Source organism: Roseobacter sinensis, assembly GCF_025755255.1.
Lineage (GTDB): Bacteria > Pseudomonadota > Alphaproteobacteria > Rhodobacterales > Rhodobacteraceae > Roseobacter > Roseobacter sinensis.
The window spans coordinates 367,072-378,606 of record NZ_JALIEB010000004.1; the positions used below are offsets into that span (position 1 = coordinate 367,072).

The following is an 11,535-nucleotide window of genomic DNA, read 5'->3' on the forward strand; positions in this document are numbered from 1 at the left end:
AGAAAAAGCGAACCGGTTTTCCGGTTGCCTGCGGATTACCCCCTCGACAGCACCCAGTCGAGCGCGCGTGTCGGCAGGATGCGGCGCAGGGTGCCCATGATATGCGTCGGCGTCGTCACATAGTACCTCGCCTGCGGTCGCGGCGCTTCGCAGGCATGGATCAGCTTCTCCAGTACGGCGGTCGCGGGGAGTTCGAAGCGGTCCGGTCCTCTCTCTTCGTAAAGGCGCTTGATCAGGCCCGTTTCGTATTGCGCACAACGAACCGAATTACGCCAGTCGATCCAGCGCTCGAAATGCGGGATCGCATTCTGCCGGATGTTCGACGTCACCGGTCCGGGCTCGATCAGGCTGACGTGGATGGGGGTGTCGCGCATCTCGACCCGCAAGGTATCGGTCAGCCCTTCGAGCGCAAATTTCGTGGCGTTGTAAGCGCCGCGCCAGGGCATGGTGACGAAGCCCAGAACCGAAGAGCACTGGATGATCCTCCCATGCCCCTGCTTGCGCATCACCGGGATCACGGCGCGCGTCAGGTGATGCCAGCCGAAGAAGTTCGCCTCGAAAATGGCGCGCAACGCGTCCGTGGGCAGGTCTTCCACAGCGCCGGGGGTTCCGTGCGCGCCATTGTTGAAGAGCGCATCCAGCGTTCCGCCTGTGGCTGCAAGCACCTCGGCCAGCGCGGCTTCGATGGTCGCTTCATCCGTGTAGTCGATATGCGGGCTCTCGAATCCTTCGCCCTTCAGCCGTTCGCAGTCCTCTGGCTTGCGGCAGGCGGCAAAGACCCGCCAGCCCTGCGCGCGCATGCCGACGGCCGCACAATACCCGATGCCAGACGAACATCCGGTGATGAGGATCGACTTCTGTGCCATGACCTGCCCCGCATCTGCCTTTGCCAGCATTGGCAAGTTGCGGTAGGGCGCGCAAGCCTATCCGCGGGTCAGCAGGAAATCGGCGATCCAGCCCTCGGGGCCGCCATCCAGCGGGCGCAGCCTGACCCAGCCCGAACCGTCGTCCTGCAAGACCTCGACTTTCGTGTTGCGGTCCAGCTGTGTGACCACATCAAACGCCGTGCCCGGCCCGCCGCGCATGTTGACCCGGTCCGCGGTGACCGATCTCAGATCGCGCGGGTCTGCCGCTGCACCCACCGCATCGGAGGACGCGCGGGCGGTGGTGCCGGGAAAGATCAGGCTGGGCAGCACGACATCGTTGTCGCGGCTGAAGGTGACCGATGTCACCGAGGCGGCGTTCGGTTCAGGTGTTGGCAGGGGCTCCGTGGTCCGCGCAGGCGCGCTCTCACGCTCCAACACATCGCCGAGCGCGGTCAGGTTCAGCGACACGCGGGTCACTTCGGGTACAGCATCGGCCTGCGCCAGCTGCACTGTATCACCGGACTGGTCGGCCGAAGGCTCTGCAGTCAGATCGACGCCGCTCCGCGCCAATACCGCGTCATTCCGCGCGGTCACCGGGTCAAAATCGGAGCCGCCGCTGAGCTCGTAGAATGCGAGCCCCAGGAATGCAAAACTGAATAAAATGAATCGCTTCATATCAAAATCCTCGTTACGCGCTGTGGTAGTCTAACACATTTCGACGGCCTTTGGGTCCGTCCTACGCAAAAATGGTTTCAACGCGGCTTACAGGCGCGGCGTCCGAGCCATCTTCAATCGGCGGTCATGGCGGTGCCACATGGCGCTTGTTCGACCGCACGGCTGAGGCTACACAGCCGTAATGGCCGACGATCTCGACACTCCCGATATGCCGCCCGCCGATCTGTCCGAGCCGCTGCGCCGGGCACTTGGCGAGCGCTATCTGACCTATGCGCTCAGCACGATCATGCACCGCGCGCTGCCCGATGCACGTGACGGGCTGAAACCCGTGCACCGGCGCATTCTCTATGCCATGCGCGAGCTGCGGCTGAGCTCGACGGGCGGTTTCCGCAAATCGGCGAAGATCTCGGGCGATGTGATGGGGAACTACCATCCGCACGGGGACGCGGCGATTTACGACGCGATGGCCCGGCTTGCCCAGGATTTCAACGTGCGTTACCCGCTGGTCGACGGGCAAGGGAACTTCGGCAACATCGACGGCGATAACCCGGCCGCCAGCCGCTACACCGAGGCGCGGATGACCGCTGTCGCCGAGGCGATGCTGGAGGGGCTGAACGAAAACGCCGTCGATTTCCGCGAGAACTACGACGGCACGCTGACCGAACCCGTGGTGCTGCCTGCGCAGTTTCCCAACCTTCTGGCCAACGGATCGAGTGGCATCGCGGTCGGTATGGCGACGAATATTCCGCCGCATAACATCGCGGAGCTCTGCGATGCCTGCATTCATCTGATCAAGACCCCCGATGCGCGTGATGATACGCTTCTGAAGTATGTCCCCGGCCCGGACTTCCCGACCGGCGGCGTGCTGGTGGAGCCGCCGCAGAACATCGCGGCCGCGTACCGTACCGGGCGCGGCTCCTTTCGGCTGCGGTGCAAGTGGGAGGTCGAGGATCTGGGCCGAGGCCAGTGGCAGATCGTGGTCACCGAGATCCCCTATCAGGTTCAGAAGTCGAAGCTGATCGAGAAGATCGCGGAGCTCATTCAGACCAAGAAGATCCCGATCCTTGCCGATGTGCGCGATGAATCCGCTGACGATATACGCATGATCCTGGAACCCCGCTCCAAGAACGTGGATGCGGAGGTGCTGATGGGCATGCTCTTTCGCAACTGCGATCTGGAGGTGCGCTTTTCGCTGAACATGAACGTGCTGATCGACGGGGTCACACCCAAGGTCTGCTCGATGAAGGAGGTGCTGCGCGCCTTCCTCGACCACCGTCAGGACGTGTTGCTGCGCCGCTCGCGCCACCGGCTGGAGAAGATCGACCACCGGCTGGAGGTGCTCGAAGGCTTCATCATCGCGTTCCTGAATCTCGATCGCGTGATCGACATCATCCGCTATGACGACGACCCCAAGGCGGCGCTGATGCGCGAGGATTGGGGCAAGACGCATGTCCGGGCGAAGGACGAGGCCGACTATGTTTCTCCTGCGCCGGGCGAAGGCCAGCTGAGCGAGGTACAGGCCGAGGCGATCCTGAACATGCGCCTGCGGTCTTTGCGCCGCCTCGAAGAGATCGAGCTCATGCGCGAGCAATCCGAGCTGATGGAGGAGCGCGCGCATCTGGAAGACCTTCTGGAAAACCCAAACCTGCAGTGGGAGACGATCACCACCCAGCTGCGCGAGACCCGCAAACAATTCGGCAAGGACTATGAGGGCGGCGCGCGGCGCACGCTGATCGAAGAAGCCGCCGAGATCGAAGAGGTCCCGATCGAGGCGATGATCGACCGCGAACCGATCACCGTGGTCTGTTCGCAGATGGGCTGGGTCCGCGCGATGACCGGGCATATCGATCTGACGCGCGAGCTCAAGTTCAAGGATGGCGACGGCCCGCGGTTCATCTTCCATGCGGAGACGACGGATCGGCTTTTGGTCTTTGGCGCGAACGGCCGGTTTTACACCGTCTCGGCATCCAATCTGCCGGGCGGGCGCGGCATGGGCGAGCCGCTGCGCCTGATGGTCGACCTGCCGAATGAGGCTGAAATCGTGACGATTTTCAGCCATCAGCCCGGGCGCAAACTGCTGGTCGCGTCCAGTGCCGGGGATGGATTCATCGTGCCCGAGGATGACGTGGTCGCGCAAACCCGGTCAGGCAAGCAGGTGCTGAACGTGCGCGGCGAAAGCCGCGCGTGTGTGTGCAAGCCGGTGGCGGGTGACAGCGTGGCCGTGGTAGGTGAGAACCGCAAGGTGCTGGTCTTTGGGCTCGACGAATTGCCCGAGATGGGCCGCGGCAAAGGCGTCCGCTTGCAGCGCTACAAGGACGGCGGCCTGTCGGACGCCACCACATTCACGCAGGACGAGGGGCTGAGCTGGCTCGACCCGGCAGGGCGCACGCGCACCGAAACCGAACTCGCGGAGTGGACAGGCAAGCGGGCCAGTGCCGGGCGCATGGCCCCCCGCGGGTTCCCACGCGACAACAAGTTTACTTAGACCGGCTCGGCCATCAGCCAGACACCGCCCTCTGGCCGCAGGGTCAGGATCATCACGGGCTTGGGGTCTCGGCCGGCCACCGGGGTGAAGCGGAACCGCGACAGCAGGGTGGCGAGGATGATCACGGCTTCCTGCAAGGCAAACGACGCGCCGATGCAGATGCGTGGGCCATCCCCGAAGGGCAGATAGGCATAGCGGTCAATGGCCTTGCGATCGGCAAAGCGGTCGGGATTGAATGTGTCGGGATCCTCCCACAGCTGCTTGTGCCGACCGAGCGCATAGATCGGGATCATCACCGTATCGCCGGGCCGGATGTCTGCGCCGTGCAGATTGTCGGCCTTCTGCGCCGTGCGCGACACCACCCCGGCGGGCGGATAGAGCCGCAGCGCCTCGTCGATGATCTGGCGGATGAACGGCAGTTGATCGATATCATCGCCGGTCGCCGCGCGGCCCTGCAGGACGGAGTGCGCCTCGGCGCGCGCGCGCTCCTGAACCTCCGGGTCAAAGGCGCAGAGGTAGAAAGACCAGGCCAGCGACAGCGCGGTCGTTTCGTGGCCGGCGACGATGAAGGTCAACAGATTGTCGCGGAGCTCGCTCGTGGTCAGCTTGCGCTTGCTCTTCGGATCTTCGCCCGCGAGCAGCAGGTCGAGAAAGTCGGGCACGGGGCCCGGCCCTCGGGCGGCGCGCGCATCTATGGCCGCATCCGCACTCCGGCGCATCTCGGCCATGGATTGCGCCGAGAACACGCGCGCAGGCCGGGGCAGCCAGTCGGGCGCGCCCAGAACGTCGAGCAGCGACACCCGCCCGGCATCGGCCACATAGTCTTCGATGGCGCGGTGGATGTCGCCGCGATCGAAGCTGCCGTCGTCGCTGAAGGTCACTTCCGAGATCACGTCGAAGGTGGCTGCGATCATCTCATCGAGCAGGTTCACTGCACGCCGTCCGGCATCTGCGATCCGCTCGGCGCTGCGCTCGGCGGCGGCGGTCATCACCGGCGCGAGGTTGCGCACGTTGCGATGCGAGAAGGCGGGTGCCGCAAGCCGCCGCTGCCAGCGCCAGTGCTGGCCCTCGGCGATGAACAGCGAGTCGCCCACCGCGGGGCGCAGCAGGTTCTTGGTCACCACCGATTTCGGGTAGTCTTCGACCCGGTCCAGAAGCATCTGCCGGATCGACGGCGGGTGCATGATCATGTGCCAGCGCCGTGCGGTCCGGCCGGAGACAACGGCTTGCCGGGTGGCAATCTCAGGGATGATGTTCAGGACGTTCTCGCGCATCATGTTGAAGCTGCGCAAAACGCCCAGCTTCTCATGCGTCAGGGGCACGCGGACCGGCAGGCGCCGGTCGTTGATTGTCCAAGGCGGGTGATGTCCCATGCTCCAAAGATAGGGCCGGATGCGCGGTGTTCCACGGCTAGACCCCCTGCGGATTGCGCGCGCAGGCCCCATCGGCTAGGCATATGACAACAAGAACACCAACGGGGCGAAGAATGATCAGGCGATTAACTCTCCTCTTGGCGAGCATATCGCTCGCTGCATGCACAGGGGCGCGGGATCTGGATGCCCCCATGGTTCCGCTCGGAGACTTCAGCCTTGGGCACAACGTCGTGGTGGCGCCTAAGGTCCAGACGACCGCAACCGTGAGCCGCGAAGTCTCGAAAGAGCAGTTGACCAACGCGCTGCAGAGCGCGATTGCAGAGCGGTTCGACCGCTATGAGGGGGCGAAGGACTATCACTTCGGTGTCAGCATCGAAGGCTATGTGCTCGCCAAACGCGGGGTGCCGGTCGTCGCGGCGCCGAAGTCCGCGATGATCATCCGGCTGACCGTTTGGGATGACGCGCGCGGCGTCAAACTCAATGAGGAACCGGAACAGCTCACTGTGCTCGAGACATTGGACGGCGCCAGCATCGTTGGGACCGGGTGGAGCCAGTCTGCCGAGACCCAGCTTTTGAACCTCTCGCGCAACGTCGCGCAGGCCATCGAGGACTACCTCGTCGAAAAGAATGCGGAAGAGGGCTGGTTCGAAGAGGGGCCCGGCGTCGCCGCTCCGGACGCTCCGCAAGGTGTCGAAGAAAGTGCCGTTGCCGAGGCAGGCTAGCCCAGCCTGCGGTAGTGCTTGATTTTCCCGCGGCTTCGCAATACATCGCGCGCCATATGAAGAATGGGTCCGTCACGACCCCCTGCAAGCAAAAAGGGCGCCTCTCACCATGGCAAAGGCAAAGTTTGAACGTACGAAACCGCACGTAAACATTGGCACGATTGGTCACGTTGACCACGGGAAGACGACGCTGACGGCGGCGATCACGAAGTATTTCGGCGACTTCAAGGCCTATGACCAGATCGACGGTGCACCGGAAGAGAAGGCGCGCGGCATCACCATTTCGACCGCGCATGTGGAATATGAGACCGACGCGCGCCACTACGCACATGTCGACTGCCCCGGCCACGCGGACTACGTCAAGAACATGATCACCGGTGCGGCGCAGATGGACGGCGCGATCCTGGTGGTGAACGCGGCCGACGGCCCGATGCCGCAGACGCGCGAGCACATCCTGCTGGGCCGCCAGGTGGGCATCCCGACGATGGTTGTCTACATGAACAAGGTCGACCAGGTGGATGACGAAGAGCTGCTCGAGCTCGTCGAGATGGAGATCCGCGAGCTGCTCAGCTCCTACGAGTACCCCGGCGACGACATTCCCGTGATCCCCGGCTCGGCGCTGGCGGCGATGGAAGGCAACAATCCCGAGATCGGCGAGGAATCGATCCGCAAGCTGATGGCGGCTGTCGACGAGTGGATCCCGACGCCCGAGCGCGCGGTGGACCAGCCCTTCCTGATGCCGGTCGAGGACGTGTTCTCGATCTCCGGCCGCGGTACCGTGGTGACGGGGCGTGTCGAGCGGGGCGTGATCAACGTGGGCGACGAGATCGAGATCGTCGGCATTCGCGACACCCAGAAAACGACCTGCACCGGTGTCGAGATGTTCCGCAAGCTGCTGGACCGTGGCGAAGCGGGCGACAACATCGGCGCCCTGCTGCGCGGCATCGACCGCGACGGCGTGGAGCGTGGTCAGGTGCTCTGCAAGCCAGGGAGCGTGACGCCGCACACCAAGTTCGAGGCCGAGGCCTACATCCTGACCAAGGATGAGGGTGGCCGCCACACGCCGTTCTTCGCGAACTACCGCCCGCAGTTCTACTTCCGCACGACGGATGTGACCGGCACGGTTCAGCTGAACGAGGGCACGGAGATGGTGATGCCGGGCGACAACGTGGCCTTCGGCGTCGAGCTGATCGCGCCGATCGCGATGGAACAGGGCCTGCGCTTCGCGATCCGCGAAGGCGGCCGCACCGTCGGCGCAGGCGTCGTGTCCAAGATCACCGAGTAACCCGGGGCGCGGGGCAACAGCCCCGCGCGCGGTTCAGCATTGCGAGAGGTCGCAGCAAATCTGTGGTCACTTTCGTTAACAAGGACTGAAAGCCACTCCAAAGGGGCGCGAGCCACACCCGGCCCCCCCAAAAAAAGGAAAAGAGCCACCAGCAGACTGGTGGCTCTTTTTTTGTGCAACGCCCCCGAGGAAGAGCGCAACACCAGGGTCCGATGATGTCCGGCATCGGACGCCCGCTAGCTCAATACTGTGCGACCCGCGGCGCCGTCATGACGTAGACCGGATCGCCATCCTCCGCCGCAGCACCGGTCAGCGGATAGGTCGCTTGGCTGGCGCATCCCGCAAGGATGATCGCAGCTCCGGCGATGAACGAGATGAATTTCATATGCATGGTTCTGGTCCCAAAAATAGAAGGTGCCGGTAATGAGTCCGGCCTGTGCTAAAAATCCCGGCAGCTACCAATCACAACATCACTCAACACACCGACTGGGCTCTTTCTGACCCGAAACATCCCCCTCTTCAGTGAAGCGGATCACACTTCCCCAGATTTATTGAAAATTGTTCATTCTCTTTCGTCGCGTGTCCGGTAGAAGAGCGGCGAGGCGTCCGAGTGTGGAGAGTTTCGATGAAGTTTCCATCCCCCGATACAGTGCATCCGGTGCGGTTTCCCGATGGCACCAGCTTGCCCAACAACGTCTTTCTCAAGGCGGTGATCGATCATCCGCGTATCGAAGTTGGGGACTACACCTACGCAAATGATTTCGATCCACCTGCGGCGCCTTCGGATTGGGCCAGCAGGCTCGCTCCTTACCTCTTTCCGAACTCTCGTGATCGGCTGATCATCGGCAAGTTCGGCCAGATCGCGCATGGCGTCCGCTTCATCACGCACGACGCCAATCACGACATGAGGGGCATTTCGACCTTCCCATTCGCGATCCACGATCCAGAGCGGTTTTCGGGCTATACCGACACGCTTCCAAGGGGGCGGGACACGATCATCGGGCATGATGTCTGGATCGGTGCGGAGGCGCGGGTGCTGCCGGGCGCGCGGCTCGGCAGCGGTGTGATTATCGGATCGGGTGCCGTCGTGGGGGGCGAGATCGCCGATTACAGCGTCGTCGTCGGCAACCCCGGTCGCGTGATCCGCAGCCGGTTCGCGCCCGAGGTCGTGGAGCGTCTGCTCCAGGTCGCCTGGTGGGACTGGCCCATAGAGAACATCTTGGAGCATGAGGCGCTGATCGTGGGCGCCGATATCACAGCGTTGGAGGCTGTCGCCGCGTAGGCGCGCCGCCTTTTTCAGCGGCGCATTGCGATCCCTCTTGAACCCGAACGCGTTTCCGACTAGGCCAAAGTCCGGCATAGGGGTTTAGCTCAGTTGGTAGAGCATCGGTCTCCAAAACCGAGGGTCGTGGGTTCGAGTCCCTCAGCCCCTGCCACTTACAGACCCGCTTGAACGCATGGCGCGCGGACGGACCGATGGGCTCTGGCCCTTGAATTTGATGGGCGGTCTCGTTATGTCGACGCAACAAGACGCATAGTGAGACGCTCGATGGCCACGACCAATCCGCTTCAGTTCATTCAGCAAGTCCGTGCCGAGGTGGCCAAGGTTGTCTGGCCGACCCGCCGTGAGGTGATGTTGACGACGGTCATGGTCTTTATCCTTGCCGCCCTGACGGCGGTCTTCTTCGCGACGGTCGACATCATCATCAGGTGGGGCCTGCAGGCCGTTCTGAACGTCTTCGGCTGACCCCCGCGGCATCGGCCAAAAAACACATCAGCCCCCTTGAAACATTGGCTCTTGCGGAGTATCCCGCACACCTGACCAGAGCAGGGGCGTACGGCGATTCGAGTTGTGCGCCGATTTTTTGTTCCGGATCAGCAGGCCAGGCGCCTGAAAATCAGTGAAATTCAGGCTCCTTCGGGGGCGCGGTGCAAGACAGGAACGAAGGATCAGATGGCAAAGCGATGGTATTCGGTCAGTGTCCTGTCGAACTTCGAAAAGAAGATCGCAGAGCAAATCCGGACCTCGGTCAGTGAACAGGGCCTCGAAGAGCAGATCGACGAGGTGCTGGTTCCGACCGAAGAGGTGATCGAAGTGCGCCGCGGCAAGAAGGTCACGACAGAGCGGCGCTTCATGCCCGGCTATGTGCTCGTGCACATGGAGATGTCGGACCAGGGCTATCACCTGATCAACTCGATCAACCGCGTGACTGGCTTTCTGGGCCCGCAAGGCCGCCCGATGCCGATGCGCGATGCGGAAGTGAATGCGATCCTGAACCGGGTTCAGGAAGGCGAAGAAGCCCCGCGCACGCTCATCCACTTCGAGGTGGGCGAGAAGGTCAAGGTGGCCGACGGTCCGTTCGAGGACTTCGACGGCATGATCGAAGAGGTCGACGACGAGAACCAGCGCCTGAAGGTGTCGGTGTCGATCTTTGGCCGGGAAACCCCGGTCGAGCTGGAATTCACCCAGGTCAACAAACAGACCTGAGTGCGTCAAACGTGGGAGGCGAGGGGGCCGCGGCACCCGGACCGGACCACGACAACAACGGCGGGTTTCCCCGCCGAAAGCCCAAACCGGCGCGCCGGAGAGGGGTTGGAAAAGGAGAAGGCCAATGGCCAAGAAACTTGCCGGGACCATGAAGCTTCAGGTCCCCGCCGGTCAAGCGAACCCGTCCCCGCCGGTTGGTCCGGCGCTCGGTCAGCGCGGCATCAACATCATGGAATTCTGCAAGGCATTCAACGCCAAGACGGCAGACATGGAGCCCGGCGCGCCGTGCCCCACGGTGATCACCTACTATCAGGACAAGTCCTTCACCATGGACATAAAGACGCCGCCGGCGTCGTATTACCTGAAGAAAGCGGCCAAGCTGAAGTCCGGAGCCAAGATGCCTTCGCGCGAGGTTGTGGGTCACGTGACCACCAAGCAGGTGCGCGAGATCGCCGAGGCGAAGATGAAGGATCTCAACGCCAATTCCGTTGAGGCGGCGATGCAGATCATCCTGGGCTCTGCCCGCTCCATGGGCATCGAGGTGAAGTAAGATGGCAAAGCTTGGAAAGAGAACCCGCGCCGCGCGTGAGGCTTTCGCTGGCAAAGAGAATGTGACCGTCGAAGAGGCCGTCGCGCTGATCAAGGGCAACTCGAACGTCAAGTTCGACGAGACCGTCGAGATCGCGATGAACCTCGGTGTTGATCCGCGCCACGCAGACCAGATGGTCCGCGGTGTGGTTGGCCTTCCGAATGGCACCGGCAAATCGGTCCGCGTGGCTGTTTTCGCCCGCGGCCCGAAAGCGGAAGAAGCCGAGAAGGCCGGTGCTGATATCGTCGGCGCCGAGGACCTGATGGAAACCGTACAAAGCGGAAAGATCGAGTTCGACCGCTGCATCGCCACGCCCGACATGATGCCCATCGTGGGCCGTCTGGGTAAGGTGCTCGGCCCCCGTAACCTGATGCCGAACCCCAAGGTCGGCACCGTGACCATGGACGTCGAAGCGGCCGTGAAAGCCGCCAAAGGTGGTGAAGTGCAGTTCAAGGCCGAAAAAGGCGGCGTCGTGCACGCGGGCGTTGGTAAACTGTCATTCGACGAAGCCAAGCTGGTCGAAAACATCCGCGCTTTCGTGGGTGCTGTGGCCAAGGCCAAGCCGACCGGTGCCAAAGGCGCCTACATGAAGAAAATCGCGCTGAGTTCTACAATGGGCCCGGGCGTGTCCGTCTCCGTGGATAATGCTGTGACCGAGTAGTCGCGCTTGGCAAGATTGATTAAAGGCGTCCCTTTGGGACGCTTTTTTTTTGTTCTGGTTATGATCGTCGAAGTCAGCTTTGAGCCCGACCTGGCCATTGCATTTTCTCGCTGCATGCGCTCGCAGGACAAAATTGCTGAAGAAGCTCTGGCCATTACGCCACGCGGCGGCGGAGATCGCTGCCGTTCGTTCATGGCGCAGCCAAGATCAGCCCGGCATTTGACAAGTCGTGGGACGAAGTTAGCTTTCGCTGCAGCTACGCTGATAAAGACTTTAAGTGTATTTGCGCGCAGTTAGTTCGCCTACAGCCATCTTAGGGTCAGGACCCATTGATTTCCTTTGAGTGGCATGATTCATCGGTCGAAAATCGAATGGTGATATGAGCGATCTA

General features: G+C 62.5%; 13 protein-coding genes and 1 tRNA gene. 10 read left to right on the plus strand and 4 right to left on the minus strand.

All coding sequences use genetic code 11. The annotated features are described in order from the left end of the window. Nucleotides 1-35: 35 nt before the first annotated feature. Complete coding sequence (locus tag MUB52_RS09180; RefSeq protein ID WP_263843932.1) at nt 36-866, minus strand: SDR family NAD(P)-dependent oxidoreductase; 831 nt, start codon at nt 864-866, stop codon at nt 36-38. A gap of 57 nt (nt 867-923) precedes the next feature. Continuing rightward, the gene (locus MUB52_RS09185; protein WP_263843907.1) at nt 924-1,541 is read right to left on the minus strand and encodes an SH3 domain-containing protein; all 618 of its coding nucleotides are present in this window, start codon (nt 1,539-1,541) and stop codon (nt 924-926) included. Nucleotides 1,542-1,722: 181 nt separating this feature from the next. On the opposite strand from MUB52_RS09185, the gene parC reads away from it, so the two are divergent. Further along, the gene (gene parC / locus MUB52_RS09190) at nt 1,723-4,026 is read left to right on the plus strand and encodes a DNA topoisomerase IV subunit A (RefSeq protein WP_263843908.1); all 2,304 of its coding nucleotides are present in this window, start codon (nt 1,723-1,725) and stop codon (nt 4,024-4,026) included. On the opposite strand, the gene MUB52_RS09195 is transcribed toward parC, so the two are convergent. Further along, nucleotides 4,023-5,399 carry a cytochrome P450 gene (locus MUB52_RS09195; RefSeq protein WP_263843909.1) on the minus strand — a complete coding sequence of 459 codons (1,377 nt, stop codon included), beginning with the start codon at nt 5,397-5,399 and terminating at the stop codon, nt 4,023-4,025. The two genes, parC and MUB52_RS09195, sit on opposite strands and share 4 nt — an antisense overlap. Nucleotides 5,400-5,590: 191 nt before the next feature. Between MUB52_RS09195 and MUB52_RS09200 the strand changes: the two genes are divergently transcribed. Together MUB52_RS09200 and tuf are read left to right on the plus strand one after the other, a co-directional pair. Beyond that, a complete protein-coding gene (locus tag MUB52_RS09200; protein ID WP_263843910.1) occupies nt 5,591-6,121 on the plus strand; it encodes a hypothetical protein in 531 nt (176 codons plus the stop codon). Nucleotides 6,122-6,230: 109 nt separating this feature from the next. Continuing rightward, nucleotides 6,231-7,406 carry an elongation factor Tu gene (gene tuf / locus MUB52_RS09205; RefSeq protein WP_263843596.1) on the plus strand — a complete coding sequence of 392 codons (1,176 nt, stop codon included), beginning with the start codon at nt 6,231-6,233 and terminating at the stop codon, nt 7,404-7,406. 241 nt (nt 7,407-7,647) lie between these two features. Here the strand turns inward: tuf and MUB52_RS09210 are convergent, their stop codons facing one another. Next, entirely contained in the window at nt 7,648-7,797 is a 150-nt protein-coding gene (locus MUB52_RS09210; protein WP_263843911.1) for a hypothetical protein, read from the minus strand. Nucleotides 7,798-8,031: 234 nt separating this feature from the next. On the opposite strand from MUB52_RS09210, the gene MUB52_RS09215 reads away from it, so the two are divergent. From MUB52_RS09215 to MUB52_RS09245, 7 genes are all read left to right on the plus strand, one after another. Next, on the plus strand, nt 8,032-8,688 hold the full coding sequence (locus tag MUB52_RS09215; protein ID WP_263843912.1) for a CatB-related O-acetyltransferase: 657 nt from the start codon (nt 8,032-8,034) through the stop codon (nt 8,686-8,688). A gap of 78 nt (nt 8,689-8,766) precedes the next feature. Then, nucleotides 8,767-8,842 (plus strand) — tRNA-Trp (locus tag MUB52_RS09220). A gap of 113 nt (nt 8,843-8,955) precedes the next feature. After that, on the plus strand, nt 8,956-9,153 hold the full coding sequence (secE, locus tag MUB52_RS09225; protein WP_263843913.1) for a preprotein translocase subunit SecE: 198 nt from the start codon (nt 8,956-8,958) through the stop codon (nt 9,151-9,153). Between the two features lie 207 nt (nt 9,154-9,360). Further along, a complete protein-coding gene (gene nusG / locus MUB52_RS09230) occupies nt 9,361-9,894 on the plus strand; it encodes a transcription termination/antitermination protein NusG (RefSeq protein ID WP_263843914.1) in 534 nt (177 codons plus the stop codon). A gap of 124 nt (nt 9,895-10,018) precedes the next feature. Then, nucleotides 10,019-10,444, plus strand: a complete 426-nt coding sequence (gene rplK, locus MUB52_RS09235) for a 50S ribosomal protein L11 (protein WP_263843915.1) — start codon at nt 10,019-10,021, stop codon at nt 10,442-10,444. Nucleotide 10,445: 1 nt separating this feature from the next. Further along, on the plus strand, nt 10,446-11,144 hold the full coding sequence (gene rplA, locus MUB52_RS09240) for a 50S ribosomal protein L1 (RefSeq protein ID WP_263843916.1): 699 nt from the start codon (nt 10,446-10,448) through the stop codon (nt 11,142-11,144). A 6-nt stretch (nt 11,145-11,150) separates the two neighbouring features. Continuing rightward, the gene (locus MUB52_RS09245; RefSeq protein ID WP_263843917.1) at nt 11,151-11,441 is read left to right on the plus strand and encodes a hypothetical protein; all 291 of its coding nucleotides are present in this window, start codon (nt 11,151-11,153) and stop codon (nt 11,439-11,441) included. The last annotated feature ends 94 nt before the right edge of the window (nt 11,442-11,535 follow it).